Source organism: Rhodococcus sp. SMB37 (assembly GCF_004345605.1).
GTDB lineage: Bacteria > Actinomycetota > Actinomycetes > Mycobacteriales > Mycobacteriaceae > Rhodococcus.
This window is the reverse complement of the sequence record NZ_SLVY01000002.1, coordinates 170,490-188,212: the sequence shown is the minus strand read 5'-3', so window position 1 is coordinate 188,212 and position 17,723 is coordinate 170,490. Positions and strand designations below refer to the sequence as shown.

At 66.0% G+C, this 17,723-nt stretch carries 16 protein-coding genes; 8 read left to right on the top strand and 8 right to left on the bottom strand.

Going from position 1 to position 17,723, the window contains the following annotated elements:
• The first annotated feature begins 150 nt into the window (after positions 1–150).
• Together EV641_RS04195 and EV641_RS04190 are read left to right on the top strand one after the other, a co-directional pair.
• Complete coding sequence (locus tag EV641_RS04195) at positions 151–1,122, top strand: putative oxygenase MesX (RefSeq protein ID WP_054717725.1); 972 nt, start codon at positions 151–153, stop codon at positions 1,120–1,122.
• 26 nt (positions 1,123–1,148) lie between these two features.
• Positions 1,149–2,174, top strand: coding sequence for a methionine synthase (locus EV641_RS04190; protein WP_199233133.1), 1,026 nt, complete (start codon positions 1,149–1,151; stop codon positions 2,172–2,174).
• Here EV641_RS04190 and EV641_RS04185 read toward each other — a convergent pair.
• Positions 2,171–3,106 (bottom strand): SDR family NAD(P)-dependent oxidoreductase, encoded by a 936-nt coding sequence (locus tag EV641_RS04185; protein ID WP_132470895.1) that lies wholly within the window; start codon positions 3,104–3,106, stop codon positions 2,171–2,173. The genes EV641_RS04190 and EV641_RS04185 overlap by 4 nt on opposite strands.
• 86 nt (positions 3,107–3,192) lie before the next feature.
• Here EV641_RS04185 and EV641_RS04180 point away from each other — a divergent pair, with 86 nt between their 5' ends.
• Positions 3,193–4,200 carry an AraC family transcriptional regulator gene (locus EV641_RS04180; RefSeq protein ID WP_241996826.1) on the top strand — a complete coding sequence of 336 codons (1,008 nt, stop codon included), beginning with the start codon at positions 3,193–3,195 and terminating at the stop codon, positions 4,198–4,200.
• Here EV641_RS04180 and EV641_RS04175 read toward each other — a convergent pair.
• A complete protein-coding gene (locus tag EV641_RS04175; protein WP_054718378.1) occupies positions 4,195–5,070 on the bottom strand; it encodes a LysR substrate-binding domain-containing protein in 876 nt (291 codons plus the stop codon). The genes EV641_RS04180 and EV641_RS04175 overlap by 6 nt on opposite strands.
• A gap of 70 nt (positions 5,071–5,140) precedes the next feature.
• Here EV641_RS04175 and EV641_RS04170 point away from each other — a divergent pair, with 70 nt between their 5' ends.
• Positions 5,141–5,506, top strand: coding sequence for a nuclear transport factor 2 family protein (locus EV641_RS04170; RefSeq protein ID WP_241996824.1), 366 nt, complete (start codon positions 5,141–5,143; stop codon positions 5,504–5,506).
• Here EV641_RS04170 and EV641_RS04165 read toward each other — a convergent pair.
• Positions 5,485–7,014, bottom strand: coding sequence for an AMP-binding protein (locus EV641_RS04165; protein ID WP_054718382.1), 1,530 nt, complete (start codon positions 7,012–7,014; stop codon positions 5,485–5,487). The two genes, EV641_RS04170 and EV641_RS04165, sit on opposite strands and share 22 nt — an antisense overlap.
• A gap of 63 nt (positions 7,015–7,077) precedes the next feature.
• Between EV641_RS04165 and EV641_RS04160 the strand changes: the two genes are divergently transcribed.
• Positions 7,078–8,355 carry a LuxR C-terminal-related transcriptional regulator gene (locus EV641_RS04160; protein WP_132470894.1) on the top strand — a complete coding sequence of 426 codons (1,278 nt, stop codon included), beginning with the start codon at positions 7,078–7,080 and terminating at the stop codon, positions 8,353–8,355.
• A gap of 41 nt (positions 8,356–8,396) precedes the next feature.
• Here the strand turns inward: EV641_RS04160 and EV641_RS04155 are convergent, their stop codons facing one another.
• Positions 8,397–10,169: a cutinase family protein gene (locus EV641_RS04155; RefSeq protein ID WP_132470893.1), complete on the bottom strand. Its 1,773-nt coding sequence runs from the start codon at positions 10,167–10,169 to the stop codon at positions 8,397–8,399.
• 245 nt (positions 10,170–10,414) lie between these two features.
• Here EV641_RS04155 and EV641_RS04150 point away from each other — a divergent pair, with 245 nt between their 5' ends.
• From EV641_RS04150 to EV641_RS04140, 3 genes are all read left to right on the top strand, one after another.
• Positions 10,415–11,500 carry an S-(hydroxymethyl)mycothiol dehydrogenase gene (locus EV641_RS04150; RefSeq protein ID WP_132470892.1) on the top strand — a complete coding sequence of 362 codons (1,086 nt, stop codon included), beginning with the start codon at positions 10,415–10,417 and terminating at the stop codon, positions 11,498–11,500.
• On the top strand, positions 11,497–12,135 hold the full coding sequence (locus EV641_RS04145; RefSeq protein WP_054720361.1) for an MBL fold metallo-hydrolase: 639 nt from the start codon (positions 11,497–11,499) through the stop codon (positions 12,133–12,135). The genes EV641_RS04150 and EV641_RS04145 overlap by 4 nt, the downstream gene beginning before the upstream one ends.
• A gap of 133 nt (positions 12,136–12,268) precedes the next feature.
• Positions 12,269–13,291, top strand: coding sequence for a GTP-binding protein (locus EV641_RS04140; RefSeq protein ID WP_054720363.1), 1,023 nt, complete (start codon positions 12,269–12,271; stop codon positions 13,289–13,291).
• A 41-nt stretch (positions 13,292–13,332) separates the two neighbouring features.
• Here the strand turns inward: EV641_RS04140 and EV641_RS04135 are convergent, their stop codons facing one another.
• From EV641_RS04135 to glp, 4 genes are all read right to left on the bottom strand, one after another.
• Positions 13,333–14,775, bottom strand: coding sequence for a DEAD/DEAH box helicase (locus EV641_RS04135; RefSeq protein WP_132470891.1), 1,443 nt, complete (start codon positions 14,773–14,775; stop codon positions 13,333–13,335).
• A gap of 283 nt (positions 14,776–15,058) precedes the next feature.
• On the bottom strand, positions 15,059–15,475 hold the full coding sequence (locus EV641_RS04130) for a molybdenum cofactor biosynthesis protein MoaE (protein ID WP_054720425.1): 417 nt from the start codon (positions 15,473–15,475) through the stop codon (positions 15,059–15,061).
• Entirely contained in the window at positions 15,468–16,454 is a 987-nt protein-coding gene (gene moaCB / locus EV641_RS04125; protein WP_132470890.1) for a bifunctional molybdenum cofactor biosynthesis protein MoaC/MoaB, read from the bottom strand. The genes EV641_RS04130 and moaCB overlap by 8 nt, the downstream gene beginning before the upstream one ends.
• A complete protein-coding gene (glp, locus tag EV641_RS04120) occupies positions 16,451–17,644 on the bottom strand; it encodes a gephyrin-like molybdotransferase Glp (protein ID WP_054718251.1) in 1,194 nt (397 codons plus the stop codon). Before glp ends, moaCB begins: the two co-directional genes overlap by 4 nt.
• Between the last annotated feature and the right edge of the window lie 79 nt (positions 17,645–17,723).

Genomic DNA, 17,723 nt, shown 5'->3' with positions numbered 1-17,723 from the left:
ACAGTCGGCTCCCGGGTGTTCTCGGCCGAAAGATCGGCCCTGGACGATCGGGAGATTCGGTTGAAGTGCCGCGAAAACTCAGGCAGTGAACTTCGTGCGGTGACGCGCTCGTCGCTGCACTCACCGCAAGTATTGGGGCAACTGATCAGCATGACGAACGAGTGTGTTTTCAGTATCGGCACGACGCGCTTCAATGAGGACTACACCCCGTCGACCAACTCGCGCGGCACGACGAACTTTGCGAATCTCGCACGCGGCGAGAATCGTCGGCAGAATCTGTGCAACGCGGTGACGATGATGAACACCCGTGTCAACGAGTTGGTGCACTGGGACAATCCGCGTGGTGACCGCTACGCACTCGAACTCGACATCGTCTCGGTGGACCTGCATCTCGCGTCGGCCGGGGATGACGCCGCCTTTCCGGTGATCGAAGTGCTCGACGTCGACATCGTCGATACCACCACAGGCGCCCGCACGGAGGGCATCGTCGGAAACAACTTCTCCTCGTACATTCGCGACTACGATTTCAGCGTTCGGCTCCCGGGGCACGAAGCGACGGGAATCCCCAGCGACTTCGGTGATCTGCACGGGCAGGTCTTTCAGCGTTTTGTTGAATCGGACGAGTATCGCGAACGGTTCTCGCAGCCTCCAGTCATCTGCATCAGCGTTTCGACGTCCAGGACGTACCGTCGGCTCACGAATTACCACCCGATTCTTGGGGTGGAGTATGTGGCAGATGACAAGTCGCTCACCGATCAGTACTTCGGGAAGATGGGGCTCAGGGTTCGCTACTTCATGCCTCAGGGGTCCGTCGCTCCATTGGCCTTCTACCACCGTGGTGACTTGCTCAACGACTATTCGTTCCTCGCGCTCGCGGGAACGATCGCGACGATGGAGACGTTTCAGAAGGTTTATCGTCCCGAGATCTACAACGCGAACACTGCGGCGTCGGAGGTGTACCAGCCGAGTCTCGACAACGGCAACTATTCAGTTCCGCAGGTGAGCTACGACCGTGTTGAGCGCACTCGGCTCGCGACCACACAGGGAAAGTTCACCGAGGTGAATCTCATGAAACCGTATGGCGCTGTTCTTGAACGGTGGGCTACCGAGCAATCCGCCTGACCGTCCGAGACCGAAAGGTACCAAAGATGAACACGCTCCTGCCCACCTCGATCGTCGGTAGCTTGCCCAAGCCCTCGTGGCTTTCGGAGCCGGAGAAGCTCTGGTCGCCGTGGAAGTTGCGAGACGACGAACTGCGCGAAGGGAAACTCGACGCCCAGACACTCGCAGCACATGAGCAGCGTCATGCCGGGCTCGACATCATCAGCGATGGTGAACAGACGCGTCAGCATTTCGTGACCACGTTCATCGAGCACCTCAGTGGCGTTGACTTCGACCGGCGCGAGACCGTGCGAATTCGTGAACGCTACGACGCGAGCGTCCCGACGGTTGTCGGCGCGGTGAGCCGCGAAAAGTCAGTGTTCGCAGCGGATGCGACGCGTCTTCGAGCAGCGACCGACCAGCCGATCAAATGGGCCTTGCCTGGCCCTATGACAATGATCGACACGCTTTACGACGACCACTACAAGAGTCGCGAAATGCTGGCATGGGAGTTCGCAACTATCCTGAACCAAGAAGCAAAGGACTTGGAAGCCGCCGGCGTCGACATCATCCAGATCGATGAGCCCGCGTTCAACGTGTTCTTCGACGAACTGAAAGACTGGGGCGTAGCGGCGCTCGAGCGTGCGACAGCAGGGCTGAGTTGCGAAACTGCCGTTCACATCTGTTACGGCTACGGCATCAAAGCCAACACTGACTGGAAGGCAACGCTCGGGGCCGAGTGGCGCCAGTACGAAGAGTCGTTTCCACTGCTGCGACAGTCATCGATCGACATAGTGTCGCTGGAGAGTCACAATTCGCGGGTACCTGTTGACCTGATCGAACTGCTTCGGGGCAAGAAGGTCATGCTGGGAGCGATCGATGTGGCGAGCGACACCATTGAGACGCCCGAAGAGGTCGCCGCAACCCTTCGTCGCGCACTCCCGTTTGTTGACGCAGACAAGCTCTACCCGAGTACCAATTGCGGTATGGCGCCACTGGGCCGACGCGTCGCACGAGACAAGATGGTCGCGCTTGCCGCTGGGGCTGAACTCCTGCGACGTGAATTGTCCTAGCGACTCCGCCGGCCTAGTGTCCCGACGCTCTGATCGACCGCCAGTCCGACCATCCGTGCACTGTTGTTCCACAACGCGCGCGCCACGTCGTCCCTGCGTGCGAGTGTCGACGGATCCGGGAAGATCAATCGCCCGCTGCGCAGCGCCGCGTAACAACGGCCGGGTGGAGGAGTCGTCCTGCCGGAGACGAGAGATGCCAGGGCGATTCCCGCAGCGACGCGTGTGTTCATCGTGCGGTCGAACCGCCGCAGTGGAGCGCCGAGGACCGTCCCGAACACCGACCATGCGATACGTCGTGGACGCGGCAGGCTTCGAACCAATCCGGTGCCGAAGACCTGCCCGGGGTCGTACGCCAGCGCCGTGATGTGCCGGGCACGAATGTCGGGATGTACGCGCAGCGCTCGGACGGTGAGTACGTTGCACAGTTTCGACGCGCTGTAGGCATGCTGTCCGGCCCGCTGCGGTGTCAGGTGTCGCTCGGGGTCGCGGTCCGGGTGCGCGAGCAGGTCGGCGTCGGCGTGCCGCGGCGCCTCCAACCCGGTGCGGAGGGCCGGGTCGTGTGTTCCACTCGTGGTGATCACGATGCGGGCTTCCTCTGCGAATGAAGGCATCAACAGGCGCACCAGCAGATAGTGCGCGAGATGGTTGACGGCGAAGGTCGCTTCTATGTCGTCGTCGGTGCGCACGGCGTCGGACGGGAGTATCGACCCGGCGTTGAGTGCGAGTACGTCGATACCGGTGTCGCCGAGGCGCTCCTGAACCGCCTCGGCGAATGCGCGGACCGAGTCGAGGCACGCGAGATCCACAGGAATGAAATCCGGCGATGCCGTGCGTGCGCCGATGAGCAAGTGCACGTCCGACTCTCGGGACAGTAGATCGACGGCGACCGCTCCGAATCCCGCACTGCCGCCGGTCATCACGATGGTGGCCATAGGATTCTCCTGTCCGAGGTGGGTCGTTCCATGACCAGTCAACGTCCCTACCGCCAGCGATCCATCGCTGCAGCTCTCGTACCGATGTGCGTGCGTCCACGGAGTCGACGGGCTCGGCGTTCTATGCTGGTCACATCGACCTTCTGACCGATCTGCTCGACGGGGTCCGGGCCCGCGGCGCGGTGCTCTACCGGGCCGGGATGGACCGTGGCTGGTCGATCCGCATCGCGGACGGCGCACCGCTGATGCTCGTCGCGGTGATCGAAGGTCACATGTGGGTGCTCATCGACGACGCCGAGCCGGTTCGAGTCGGGCCGGGCGACGTCGCGATCGTCAGCCTTCGGTCGCCCTACACGGTGGCCGATGAGCCGGGAATCGCGCCGCAACTCGTCGCGCTGCCAGGCGATCGCTACACGACCCCCGGCGGGGTCGACGTCACCGAAAAGCTGCAGACCGGTCGGCGAACTGCCTCGGCGACACCGGGCGCGGACACGACGATCGTCGTGTACGGCACCTACCAAGTTGCAGGGGACGTCGACGACAGGTTGCTCGCGGCTCTGCCGGACGTGTTGGTGGTGCCGGCCGGTGAGGTTCCGGACTGGGTGGTAGGTCGACTCGAGGACGAGGTCGTGCGGGACGAGCCGGGCCAGCAGCTCGTGCTCGACCGGCTGCTCGACCTGACGCTCATCGTCGCGTTGCGAGGCTGGTTCGCGCGGCCGGGCGCCCCGGTGCCCGGGTGGTACCGTGCGCAAGCCGACGCGGTCGTCGGGCAGGCGTTGACATTGATCCACGAGAACCCCGCTCACCCGTGGACCGTCACGGACCTCGCTGCCGAAGCGGGGGTGTCGCGCGCGTGGTTCGCTCGGCGCTTCACCGAACTGCTCGGCGAATCCCCGATTCGCTATCTCACCGGGCGTCGCATGGCCATCGCCGCAGATCGGCTTCGCGGCACCGACTCCACGATCGCTGGCATCGCCCACGAGGTCGGCTACGCAGACGCGTTTTCCTTCAGTGCGGCCTTCACGCGGACCGCGGGCGTCCGGCCCTCGGACTACAGGAACGCGTACCGCACGGGTCATAGCGTGGAGTCATGAGCCGAAGGCGTGTCGCAGATGCGTGAGCAGGACTCCCAGCGCGGGACTTGCCGGGACCGGCCAGATCAGCGACAACGTCGCAGGGATGTCGACGTCGTCGATGACGGTGATCGAGAGCCCTGGTCGAGGTGTCACCATCGACTCGCTCAGGATCGCAACGCCGAGGCCCCGCGCGGCGAGATCGACGACCGCATCGGGTGCACTCGCCTGCATCGCCATGGCCGGTTCGATACCGCGAGCACGGCATGCAATGTCGAGGACCGATCGGATACCGGTCCCGATGGGCAGGCACACCAGCGGGTGCGAGGTGACCTCGGCAAGTCCGATGACCGGCCGCCGCGCCAGCGGATGCTCGTCGGGTACTACCGCGACGAGCCGGTCCTGGGTCAAGAGGATCGATTCCAGGTCGTCGGGAGGGCCGTACGCCGTGCCGACGAGCGCAACATCCATCTCGCGTGACCGCACTCGCTCGACGAGGCGATCGGACGAGTCCTCCAGCAGGGCGATCTCGACGCGGGGATGGGCGCGGTGGAACAGCGACAGTGCGTCGAACAGGGGCGTCACCGTGCACGCGGTGACCATTCCGACAGCCAGCTCGCCTCGGATCACCGCCGAGACCTCATTGACCGCGGTCCTTACCGACTTCGCGGAATTCAGTGCTGCCCTGGCATGTTCGAGCGCCGCCTTGCCTGCGGTGGTCAGGGTGGCGGTACGTGCGGAACGCTCGAACAGCGGAGCGCCCAGTTCGCGTTCGAGCTGCCGGATCTGCGCGCTCACGCCGGACTGGCTGATGTGCACCCGCTCGGCTGCACGGGTGAAATTGCATTCCTCGGCGACCGCGACGAAGTACTCGAGCTGCCTCAGTTCCATAACCAGAGATTCTAGTTCCGATAAGAACAATCTGTTGGACTTCTCGATCGTAGTGCTCGACGCTGGAGGCATGACACACGAGATGCAGTACGAGAAGGCCTACCGCCCAGAGGACCTCACCAGGTTCTTCGTCGAACGGTCCAACGCGGGCGACGCGGACGGCGTGGCAGCGCTCTACGAAGAGAATGCCGTGATGGCATATCCGCCCGGGCAGACGACCGTCGGGCGGGCTGCAATCCGGGAACTGTGGGCTGCGGTCCTCGTGAACCGGCCACGATTCGAACCGGAGGCGCCGCTCCCGACGCTGGCCAGCGAGGATATTGCGCTGACCAGCACGCCTCCCGGCGACGGTGCCGGGGCGCGAGCGCAGGTGGTGCGCCGCCAGTCGGACGGCAGTTGGCTACGCCTGCTCGATCAGCCCGAGTTCCGGAGCTGACCATGCTCGTACAGGCCGGAAGCGACTGCGGCGTACCGCGTGAGCACCCGGTCGCGGATCAGTCTGCCGGCCTCGTTTCGGTCGCGCGTGTCCGACGGTGGGTGGATCACCGCGAACCGGCGGATTCTCTCCCAGCGGTTCAGGGTTGCATTCAGCCGGTCGAGGGCGGCATCCACCACCGGATCGGGGAGCGCAGTGAACACGAGTCCCACACAGTACGGGCGTAATTCGCCGTCGACTACCAGTTCGGCGCCCGGCAGCACTGCACGAAACCGTTCGGAGATCGCTGCCGGGCACACATACTTTCCCGTGCTGGTCTTGAAGACTTCCTTCTTGCGTCCGGTGACCGTGACGAAACCGTCAGCATCGATATGGGCGAGATCGCCTGTGTGGAACCAGTGTTCGGAGTCGAGTGCAGCGGCGGTCTCCGCCGGGTCGTGGTCGTAGCCCGTCATCACCCCGGGGCTACGGATGAGTAGTTCACCGGATGTGCTGATTCGAATCCGTGTGCCGGGCAATGGAACACCGACCGTACCCACGCGTCGCATGCCGGGACGGTTCGCGCATGCGGGTCCGCCGGTCTCGGTGATCCCGTAGCACTCGAGGACGGGCACCCCGCGACGATCGAAGTGCTCGATCACCTCGCCGCTCAACCGCGCCGAACCCGATATCACGAAACGCAGTCGGCCACCGAGATCCTCATTGTCGAGGGTGCAGACCTTGGTGAGCACGTGAGGAACCGATCCGAGGAATGTCGGCCGGGTGGCCCGCAGATTGCCTGCCACGCGGTCTGCGCGACCGTCCACTGCGGTGGGGAAGCCGACCTGTATCCCCATCAGCAGCAATGCACGGCCGAACACGTGCGCGAGGGGGAGCCACAGCAGTTGGCGGTCGGCAGGGGAGACGATGCCGGTCAGTGCCACCGCGACGGCGCCATAGGTCGCGGCGCGGTGGGTCAGACACGCACCTTTGGTCCGACCGTCGTCGCACGCTGTATAGATCAGCCACGCCGGATCGTCCGCGGTCAGTGCCGCGATCCGGCGTGACACGGCTTCGGGGTCGGATGACAGCAGTGCTCGGCCTTCCGCAGCGAGATCGTCGAGCCGATCGAGTCGTTGAACGGGACTGCTGAGAACCGGCCGGTCGGCGAACGTGAGCACAGCGCCGGCCCGATGGATCTGCGTGCGGGTTTCGTCGTCCCGGGTGGCCGGATAGATCGGGACCGCGACGGCGCCGGCACAGGCGATGGCGAGATCGGCGAGGATCGCAGAGAAGCTCGTGACGGCGCACATCGCGACCCGTGCACCGGCGACGACACCGCGGGCGATCAACCCCGCTGCCAGCGGTACGATCGCGGCGTACACCCCGGACCACGTGACGGAATGCCACTCGTCGCGATCCGGGTACGTGTAGGCCTCTGCGTCCGGAGTGCGACGTACTCGGTCGAGGAGCAGGTGCGGCACGGTGCCGGGCCCGTTCTCGGTGCTCGGCCCGATTCCGGCGCTCATACCCGAACACCTCCAACCGCGACAGGGGATGAACGGGATGATACCGGCCGATATCGTGGGTCCGTGAGTACTGCACCGCCTCGTCCCGACATCCTGATCACCGACACGAGGGACGTACTGGTGGGCCCGTTGACCGAGATCGGTCAGCGCTTCTCGGTATTGATCGATGCCCTCGTTCCGCACAGCGCACTCGTGGTGTTCACACGTGAATGCACCGGGCGGCCGCGCAAGGTCGCGGGCGATCCCACAATCGTCGATCGGGTCACGATTGCGGAGCTCGACCGTATCCGTACCGAGCTGACGGCAGGGGAGATCCGACGCGGTACGGCACGGGTTGCGGGTCGGGACCGGGATGTGTGCGTGATGCTGGATCGCACCGACACCCTTCTCGTCCTGGTACCACGCGGGGCGCGGGCCTCCGCTGCGTCTCTCGAGCTCGTGCGGTCGCTGTTCACGATCGTCGCGACCGGCATCCAGCTACAGGTACACAGTGCGAGCCCCGCGTATCTTGCGGAATCGAGGGCAGCTTCCGCGGAACGTGCGCGTACCGTCGCCGAACTCACGGAAGCGCACGCGGTCACCCTGGAAACGATCTTGGCGACCCTGCGTTCGAAGGATCTCGACGACGCCCGTGCCCGCACCACGGCACGCGACACCGCGACGGGCGCATTGATCGCACTGCGCACAGCCGTCGACGCGCACCGCGAACTGGCTGAGGAGGCGGTGACGACAGCGTTCGCCCGGATGCACGGCGAATTGCGCTCTCTCGTCCGCCACCGCGACCTCGAATTGGAGATGGTGGCCCCGCCCGTCCACGGACGAGCGTTGCCCGGCGAGGTCGCGCACGCCGCCCGCGCGCTGGCCCGCGGAGCAGTCCTCGCCATGTCTGCGCAGAGCGAGGTCACGCGTATCCGGGTCGCGTGGAGCTGCGACGGCGCGCAACTCGGCGTCGATATACGTGACGACGGGCGAGGGGAGGTCGACGCGTCAGAGCTCGAACGTCAGCTACGTGACCGAGTCGAAACCATGGGCGGCACCATCGAATCCGAGTCGACGGACGGATGGGGGTGCCGCGTGAGCGCGACGCTGCCGCTGGACCTTCCGGTCCTCGCAACCGGTGCGGCCGCGGCCGATGCCCTGGTCGGGCTCGGCGCTCGCGAGATCGAGGTACTGGAACACCTCGTCGCAGGACGACGTAATCGGGTGATTGCAGAGCGCTTGGGGGTCAGTGAATCCACGGTCAAGTTCCATGTCGCGAGCCTCATGAGAAAACTCGACGTCAGTACCCGCGGCGAGGCAGCGGCACTCGGTGCGGAGGCCGGTGTCAAAGCCGCGGGCTGACGTCGAGTTCCTGACTCGGGCTCTCTCTCACAGGTCGCAGCTCAGGCCGCTGCGGGTTGCTGCGAAGTCGTGGTGGTCGTCGGCTTCGGTGCCTTGGTTGTAGTGGTGGAGCCCGAGACCTGCTGCTCGGGCGAGGTCACGCTGCCGTCGCCCGCCGGCGGAGCGGGCGTGGTCGTCGTGGGTGCCGGGGTCAGCTCGGGTGCCGGGATGTCGAGTCCCTCCGCCGGTGTGGTCGAGCCGGGAGCGGGGACAGCGAGCGGGTCCACCGGTGCTGTGCCCTGGACAGGTGCTGTGCCCTGGTCCGGTGCGGGGATCCCCGCTTCCTGTAACGGAGTGCCCTCGGTCGAGACGACGGTGTCCGTCGCAGGAACCTCGGGCGACGTGGTCGTGGTCGTGGTCGACGTGGACTCGACCGCGAGCGCCTCATCGCTTGCGATACCGAGCTTCGCGGTGTTCGGGTCGACGTCGGTTTTCACGGTCTCACCGTTCTTCGCCTGCTCGGCGAGATGGGTCAGCCATGCGGCCGCGTACTCGGCGGAGGTCAGCGGCTTGCCTTCACCGTTGTCGCGCCAGTAGTCGAAGTGGTGCCCGGTGCCGGGACCGAGGGTCTGCTGGTAGGGATCGCTCAATGCCACCTGGAGAGTGTTCTGGTTGTCCTCGATGAAACCGACGACCTCCTTGAGCAGCTTCTCGGGCAGGTACGCCAGGTTCGCGAGTCGGTCGGCCGGGATCGGCTCATCGGCACCATCGGTGTCGTCCGCCGAAACATTCTTCACCGCAGGGTCGTTCGGAACATACGCTGGGTCCGACACCTTGATCAGCACGTCGAGGAACGTCTCGTCCGATCGCATCCACTCGTCGTTCGACGAGATATCCGCGAGGGCTGCAAGTGCCACACCGCTGAGCACCTGGGCGACGTTCATGCCTGTTTCCGGGGTGAGCCCGTCACGCTGCATTGCATCGATGTTGAGCTGCCGGCCGACGTTGATCGCGAGCTGCAGGAGCGCGATGTTCTCGGGCGCCGAGCAGGTCAGGTCGCCTTCGGAGCAGAACGACGCGACCTTGCCGTCGAGCGCACCGAATCCGCCACCGGTGCCGGGCAGCGCACCACTTCCCGACGCGCTGTCCTTCCCGTCCTGGTACTTCCGGTCGAATCCGTCAGGGTTGCCGTACTCGTTCTCGGCACCCGGGAACGGTCCTTCACCTGCGCCGCGTCCGGCATCGGCGAGGATCACCACACCGACGACCGAATCAGGATCGATGATGTCGTAGGACCCGTCCTCGTTCGGTTGCTGATTGCCGATCTCCTGGGCGGCCCGACGCGCGACGTCGGCGCCCTGGCTGTAGCCGACGATGGCGAACTTCGTGTCGGGGCACGAGACCTGGATGGCCTGAATGATCGTTTTGGTGTTCTCCACGCCCCCGTCGACGGCTTCCTCATAGGAGTCCATATGAGCCGGGTAGTCGACGTAGACGGCCGCGTACGATTCGTCGCCCACGGTGTTCCGCGGTGCGTTGACGACCGGGTCGACCCAATGGCTGTGGTAGTCGTCCGACAGCGCTGCCGGCAGTACGGTCCCGTCCGGCGTGACCAGCATCTTGCTCTGGTCGCGCGGCGCGTCGCCTCTGCCGCCGAGTGAGATGGTCACCATGTCGTAGCAGTCCTGCGTCGACGCGACAAGTGCCGGATCGGCAGTGGTAGGCACGGTCGGCTGGGCCACAGCGACCGCGACGATGGCCGCGACGCCGAGCGTGACAGGAGCCAGTACGCCGGCGAGGATCCGGCGTCGGGACGACGAGTTATGAGTTGCCATGGGCAATTACCATTCCGTTCACACCATTCGGAAGAATCCGGGCGGGAATTACGAGCGGGTCACCACACACGTCGCGGAAACTTACTGCGGCGTTACATATCGACGAGTGCTCGCAGAAGAACGCCGGCTGGTCGTTCGGGTAGGTAGGTCCCGTCCTTCGAACAGGTCCCGAGAGTCGTGGCGGTGGATAGGGTCGTGGGGGAACCCGATCAGGCTTCCGCCACAGTCACGAAGGAGACATCACCATGTCGCAGACAGTCCGGGGAGTTGTTGCACGCGCGAAGGGTGCTCCCGTCGAGGTCGTGCCCATCGTCATTCCGGATCCGGGACCGGGTGAGGTCGTCGTCGCGATCGCGGCGTGCGGCGTGTGCCACACCGACCTGCACTACCGCGAAGGCGGCATCAACGACGAGTTCCCGTTCCTGCTCGGCCACGAAGCGGCCGGTGTCGTCGAATCCGTCGGCGCGGGCGTCGACTCGGTGCAGGTGGGTGACTTCGTCGTCCTGAACTGGCGCGCCGTGTGCGGTCAGTGTCGTGCGTGCAAGCGTGGCCAACCGCAATACTGTTTCTCGACGTTCAACGCCACCCAGAAGATGACCCTCGAGGACGGCACCGAGCTGTCGCCCGCGCTGGGCATCGGCGCGTTCGCCGACAAGACGTTGGTCCACGCGGGCCAGTGCACCAAGGTGGACCCGACCGCCGATCCCGCAGTCGTGGGACTGCTCGGCTGCGGCGTGATGGCAGGCCTGGGCGCGGCTGTCAACACCGGCGGAGTCACGCGCGGTCAGTCCGTCGCCGTCATCGGCTGCGGCGGTGTCGGTGACGCCGCGATCATGGGCGCGCGGCTCGCGGGCGCCGGCACCATCATCGCCGTCGACCGCGACGACAAGAAGCTCGCCTGGGCCACCGACCTCGGCGCCACTCACGTGATCAACTCGACGAGCGTCGACCCCGTGGAGCGCATTCAGGAGATCACCGGTGGCTTCGGCGCCGACGTCGTCATCGACGCGGTCGGTCGTCCCGAGACCTACAAGCAGGCGTTCTACGCCCGCGACCTCGCGGGCACGGTCGTCCTCGTCGGTGTGCCCACCCCCGAAATGACCCTCGAGCTGCCGCTGATCGATTTCTTCTCGCACGGCGGGTCGCTCAAGAGCTCGTGGTACGGCGACTGCCTGCCCGAGCGCGACTTCCCGACCTACGTCGACCTCTACCAGCAGGGACGTCTTCCGCTCGAGAAGTTCGTCACCGAGCGCATCGGCATCGACGACGTCGAGAAGGCGTTCGACACGATGCACCGCGGTGAAGTTCTGCGTTCGGTGGTGGTGTTGTGAGCGCGACGAGCCCCATCAGGATCGACCGAGTCGTCACGTCGGGTGTGTTCGCGCTCGACGGCGGCGAGTGGGAGGTCGACAACAACATCTGGTTGGTCGGCAACGACGATGAGGTGGTGGTGATCGACGCCGCGCACACCGCGCAGCCGATCATCGACGCTGTCGGCAACCGCAGGGTCGTGGCGATCGTGTGCACGCACGCGCACAACGACCACATCACGGTGGCACCCGAACTCTCCGAGAAGCTCGATGCGCCGATCCTGCTGAACCCGGCCGACAACATGCTCTGGGAAGCCACTCACCCGGGGGCCGCGCACGGCACTCTCGAGGACGGCGACCGAATCACGGTTGCAGGCACTGACATCCATGCGATCTCGACGCCGGGGCATTCGCCCGGCTCGACCTGCCTGTACGTGCCGGAGGCAGGGGAACTGTTCACCGGTGACACCCTGTTCTCTGGTGGGCCCGGCGCGACGGGACGCTCCTTCTCGGACTTCCCGACGATCATCGGATCGATCCGCGACAAGCTGTTCGTCCTCCCGGCGGAGACGACGGTTCACACCGGGCACGGCGACGGCACCACCATCGGTACCGAATCGCCGCACCTCGAGGAGTGGATCAAGCGAGGTAGCTGACACCACCCGTGCGCGGTTCCGGTAGCGCCTGCTACCGGAACCCCGCACGGGTGTGTCGAGGGTGGGTGACTCGGCCGGCGGCGGCACGTCCTAGCATGGGATGCCCGGGCGAACGACGGTCGAGGAGGAACACGTGGCGAAACGGAAGATCCCGGTCGTCGTTGTCGCCGGTTTCCTCGGGTCAGGAAAGACCACGTTGCTCAACCATCTGCTGCGCAACACTCGGGGCGCCCGAATCGGGGTGATCGTCAACGACTTCGGTTCGGTCAACATCGACTCGATGATGGTTGCCGGTCAGGTCGACTCGATGGTGTCGCTCAGCAACGGATGTCTGTGCTGCGCGATCGATGTCAGCGACATGGACGCGATGCTCGACAAACTTGCGCACCCGAAATCCGATCTCGACGTCATCGTCGTCGAAGCGAGTGGGTTGGCGGAACCGCGCAATATGATCCGGCTCGTCGTGAGCTCGGAGAACGAGCACATCACCTATGGGGGACTGGTGCTCGTCGTCGACGCATACGAGTTCGACACCACGAGGGAACGTCATCCCGAACTCGACCAGCACGTTGCGATGGCCGACCTCATCCTGCTCAACAAGACCGATCGCGTCGACACCGAGACCCACGACGACCTGCTCGGTCGCCTGTGCGGACTCAATGCACGCGCGGCGGTGGTCTCGACCGACCACAGTCGGGTCGACCCCGGACTGCTGTTCGATTTCTCCGAACGCGCCGAGCCCAGGCCGGGCGAACAACTGACGCTCGACGACTTGCTGCGCGAACACGACGAGCACGACCATCGGCACCTGCACGACGGGTACGACTCGATCACGTTCGAAAGCGACGCACCGCTGCATCCGCGCGCACTCGTGGACCTTCTGGAGAATCAGCCCGCGGGAGTCTTCCGGATCAAGGGCTATGTGACGGTCACCGCGGGACTGCGCTCGACGAGATACCTGGTGCAGACCGTCGGCGACCACATCCGATTCGAACCGCCTGGTCGCGGCGACGACGCTCCGGGTACCACCCGGCTCGTCGTCATCGGCGCCGATCTGGATTCCGACGCTGTGCGCGAGCAGCTGGGTCGGTGTGTGGCGGATGAACCGGTGTCGGCGGACGCGATGTACGCCGTCCACCGGTTCACGCCACGCTGAAGTATCTTCCTGCGAGAGTGTCCAATGTGCAGCTCCGCTGCCTAACGTGCAGCTGCGCTGCGGCGCGGTGCCCGACGCTGGCCGCTCCCTGCGGCGCCGCCCTGGCCGGCCGCGGTACGACGACCACCCGTGCTGCCCTGACGTGCCGCGGAACCGTTGCGCGCACCCGAGCCCTGCCGGCCCGAACCACCTTGGCGTGCCCCACTTTCGCTGCGTACACCGGCGCCCTGCCGGGATCCGCCGGTGCGGCGGGCACCACCGGAACGCGACTGCCGGTTCGAACCGGACGACGAGGCCTGCTTGGGGGCCGGTGACACGTGCGGTGCGATCTCGCCGACGAGCGCGAGGACGTGCTCGGAGCTGGCGGTGGATTTCACCGGAGTGACGTTGATCGATGCCTTGCGCATGATCGTCGCGAGGTCCTTGCGCTGATCCGGGAGCACGAGGGTCACCACATCACCGGCGCTGCCGGCGCGCGCGGTCCGGCCGGACCGGTGCAGGTAGGCCTTGTGCTCAGCGGGCGGGTCCACATGCACGACCAGCTGTACATCGTCGACGTGCACTCCGCGTGCCGCGACATCGGTCGCAACAAGCACGCGTGCTTCGCCCGACGAGAATGCCGCCAGGTTTCGGTCGCGAGCGTTCTGCGACAGGTTACCGTGCAGATCCACCGCGGGGATACCGGAGTCGGTGAGCTGCTTGGCGAGCTTGCGGGCCTGATGCTTGGTGCGCATGAACAGGATGCGGCGACCCGTACCCGAAGCGAGGGTGCGGACGAGGTCCTTCTTCGCGTCGACGCCGGCGACGTCGAACACGTGGTGGGTCATCGCGGCGACGGGGGAGTTGGCCTCGTCTACCGAGTGGAGGATCGGGTTGGTCAGGAACTTCTTGACGAGCTTGTCGACTCCGTTGTCCAGTGTCGCCGAGAACAGCAGCCGCTGTCCGCCTTTGGCGGTGGCATTCAGGATTCGGGTGACGCCGGGGAGGAATCCGAGATCGGCCATGTGGTCGGCCTCGTCGAGAACGGTGAGCTCGACTGCATCGAGGCTGACGAAGCCCTGACGCATCAGATCCTCGAGGCGACCGGGGCAGGCGATGACGATATCGACGCCGCGTCGCAGGGCCTCGACCTGACGGTTCTGGGACACGCCACCGAAGATGGTGGTGACTCGCAGGCCCGCGGTGTGAGCGAGGGGCTCGACCACAGCAGCGATCTGCGTTGCGAGTTCGCGGGTGGGAGCGAGCACGAGGCCGCGGGGACGCCCGGCAGCACGCGTCGAACCTCCGGAGAGGCGAGCGGTGAGCGGGATAGAGAACGCGAGGGTCTTGCCGCTACCGGTCCGGCCGCGGCCGAGGACGTCGCGACCTGCAAGGGAGTCGGGAAGGGTGTCCGCCTGGATGGGGAACGGGCTGGTGATACCCGAGTCGCTCAGTGCGGCGACGAGAGGACGGGGAACCCCGAGATCGGAAAAGGATGTGGTCATAGAACAGCGCTGCCTTTCACTGCGGCGTGTGTGCACGCATACGGGAGCGATCCCGAGATGGTGCGGTGTGATCGCCGCGAGGAAAGCCGATGCTTGTTCTTGCTTGCGGGCCGGGCACGATCCCGGGCCGCCGGTATCCCACGACGGTGGGTGTCGTCGTGACACCCGAACCGGATCAGCTTACCTCACCCGTCGTCGAATCGGCGTCACCGCATACGAGCGAACGGCACCTTCACCACGTCCGAGGCGGTGAAGGTGCCGTTCGCTCGTATGGAAGGCGCGGTCAGCAGACCCCGACCCACTCGGAGATGCCGTCGGCGAACTGCTGCCGTTTCCAAATGGGCACTTCATGTTTGATGCGTTCGACGAGTTCGGCGCACGTAGCGAAAGCCTCTGCTCGGTGCGGTGCGGCGACTGCCGCGACGATCGCGAGATCGCCGATGGTGAGTTCGCCCACCCGGTGGACCGCAGCGACCGGAAGACCGGATTCTGAGGCCACCTCCTCGCAGACCCGCCGCAGGAATGCCTCGGCGTCCGGGTGCGACTTGTACTCGAGTGCCGTCACCGTCTGGCCGCCGTCGTGGTTACGCACCGCACCGGTGAACACCACCACTGCGCCGTGCTCGGGGCCGGCAACCGCGGCGTCCACCGCGGCGGGATCCAACGGCTCCGACGAAATTCTTGCCAACAGGTCACTCATGGGCTCCGCCTCCGGACACTTGCGCCAACAGATGATCGAGGATCGGGTCGAGTGCGGCGAGCCCGTCCTTGACGCCGCCCGGTGATCCGGGAAGGTTCACCACGACGGTGGACCCGGCCAGACCGGCGACACCGCGGGAGAGCACCGCGTGCGGGGTGACATCGAGCCCACGACGGCGGATCGAATCGGCAACACCGGGCAGTTCGCGGTCGAGCACCGCGAGGGTGGCCTCGGGTGTGCCGTCGGTCGGGGACGCGCCGGTGCCGCCGGTGGTGATGACCAAGGCAGGGCTGCCGGTGAGTGCGTCGGCCAGGCCCGAGGAGATCCGGGCGTCGGCGTAGATCAGCGGTCCGCGGACCGTGAACCCGCGCTCGGTGAGCCACCGTTCGATGGTCGGGCCTGTCTTGTCGTCGCGCGTGCCCGCGGCCACACCGGTGGAGGACACCACGACGACAGCGGAACGCGCTGACACAGGATCAGGTACCGACGCGGCGGCCTGCGCGGATGCCTCGTCACGGAACCACCGTCCGCGCTTGCCGCCTTCCTTCGACACCAGGCGCACTCCGTTGAGTACCGCCGCGGGATCGACCGCCTTGACCATGTCGTGCAGCGTGAGTCCGGCAACGGCTACCGCGGTGAGCGCCTCCATTTCGACTCCGGTGGGACCGGTGGTCTTCGCGACGGCTTCGATCGTGATCGTCGTATCGGTGAAACCGAAGGTCACCTTCACGGTCGACAAGGCCAGTTGATGGCACAGGGGAATGAGTTCCCACGTGCGCTTGGCGGCGCCGATGCCTGCGATGCGGGCGGTGGCCAGCACGTCTGCCTTCGGCATGTCGTCGGCACGGACGAGTGCGATCACCTCGGCGGTGGTCGCCAGCTCACCTGCGGCGACGGCGACTCGGTGGGTGTCGTTCTTCGCCGAGACGTCGACCATGCGCGCGCGGCCCTGATCGTCGAGGTGGCTCAATTCGCTCACAGTGGAAGTACTTTCACGTGATCTCCGGAGTCGAGGGTGGTGATGTCGGGGTCGATGTCGAGGAGCGCATCGGCGGTGGCAAGACCTGCGACGAGATGGGAACCGTGCCCCGGAAGCGGCGCCACACCTTCACCGTCGAGGCGGGCTCGCAGGAACTGACGACGGCCCGGGACGGACTCGAGCTTGGTCGTCAGCGGTCGTGTGCCGGAGGCGATTGCAGGCAGGCCCGCGATCTCGCGCAGCAGCGGGCGGGCGAACACCTCGAACGAGACGAGTGCGCTCACGGGGTTACCCGGGAAGGTCAGGATCGGTACGCCGTCGACGACGGCGGTTCCCTGTGGTCCGCCGGGTTGCATCGCCACTGACACGAAGGTGCCGCCGCGCGGCTCGAGGGTGTCCTTGACGACCTCGAAATCCCCCTTCGAGACGCCGCCGGAGGTGAAGACCACATCGGCGACCGCCACCGCGTGGGCGATCATGATCGCGAACTCCTCGGGGTCGTCCTCGCAGTGCGCGATCGACACGACTTCGGCGCCGTTCGCGGCGGCGCTGGCCGCAAGAGCGGGACCGTTCGAGTTGTAGATCTTCCCGGGCCCGAGATCTTCGCCAGGGGTGACGAGCTCGCTGCCGGTGGAGATCACCGCGACCCGGGGGCGACCTCGAACAGGAACGTCGGTCAGGCCCACCGCGGCGAGGACCGAGATGTGCCGGGCCGCCAGGAGGGTTCCGGCGGGGAGCAGGAGCGCACCAGCGTGCACATCGCTGCCGGCTTCGCGCACATACGTGCCGGACTTGGTCGGGTGATGCACGGTCACGGTGCCCGCTGCCTCGTCCGTCTCGGTGTCCTCGACCGGAACGACCGCATCGGCGCCGTCGGGGATCGGGGCGCCCGTCATGATCTTGAGAGCGGTACCTGCAGTCAGGGTGGACACGGCGTCGCCGGCGGCGATGACGGCCTGTACGGCCAGAGTCGCCGGCACGGCGGCCACCGACGCGGCGTCGACAGCGTAACCGTCCATCTGAGAGTTACGGAACGGGGGGAGAGAGATCGGTGCATGGACCGGCTCGGAAAGTGTCCGGTCCAGCGCGCGAGCGAGCGGCACCCGGGCAGGAGGTATCGACCGTAGCGGTTCGAGAAGCGTCGCTACGTGCTGTGCATGTTCCTCCACGGACCGCCTGCCGCCTGTCATGGCGACTACCGTACCGGTGCCCTTCTGGGGCATTCGTAACCCCGGGCGCGTTTCATAGGCATACTGACGATATGAGGCC

What these genes read in the sequence shown, in the direction of transcription:
- EV641_RS04175 (WP_054718378.1), bottom strand. Translation starts at nt 5,070, where the DNA reads ATGGAACTGAGGCAGCTCGAGTACTTCGTCGCGGTCGCCGAGGAATGC.
- EV641_RS04195 (WP_054717725.1), top strand. Translation starts at nt 151, where the DNA reads ATGACGAACGAGTGTGTTTTCAGTATCGGCACGACGCGCTTCAATGAG.
- EV641_RS04155 (WP_132470893.1), bottom strand. Translation starts at nt 10,169, where the DNA reads ATGGCAACTCATAACTCGTCGTCCCGACGCCGGATCCTCGCCGGCGTA.
- EV641_RS04190 (WP_199233133.1), top strand. Translation starts at nt 1,149, where the DNA reads ATGAACACGCTCCTGCCCACCTCGATCGTCGGTAGCTTGCCCAAGCCC.
- EV641_RS04170 (WP_241996824.1), top strand. Translation starts at nt 5,141, where the DNA reads ATGACACACGAGATGCAGTACGAGAAGGCCTACCGCCCAGAGGACCTC.
- EV641_RS04130 (WP_054720425.1), bottom strand. Translation starts at nt 15,475, where the DNA reads ATGAGTGACCTGTTGGCAAGAATTTCGTCGGAGCCGTTGGATCCCGCC.
- glp (WP_054718251.1), bottom strand. Translation starts at nt 17,644, where the DNA reads ATGACAGGCGGCAGGCGGTCCGTGGAGGAACATGCACAGCACGTAGCG.
- EV641_RS04150 (WP_132470892.1), top strand. Translation starts at nt 10,415, where the DNA reads ATGTCGCAGACAGTCCGGGGAGTTGTTGCACGCGCGAAGGGTGCTCCC.
- EV641_RS04135 (WP_132470891.1), bottom strand. Translation starts at nt 14,775, where the DNA reads ATGACCACATCCTTTTCCGATCTCGGGGTTCCCCGTCCTCTCGTCGCC.
- EV641_RS04185 (WP_132470895.1), bottom strand. Translation starts at nt 3,106, where the DNA reads ATGGCCACCATCGTGATGACCGGCGGCAGTGCGGGATTCGGAGCGGTC.
- EV641_RS04165 (WP_054718382.1), bottom strand. Translation starts at nt 7,014, where the DNA reads ATGAGCGCCGGAATCGGGCCGAGCACCGAGAACGGGCCCGGCACCGTG.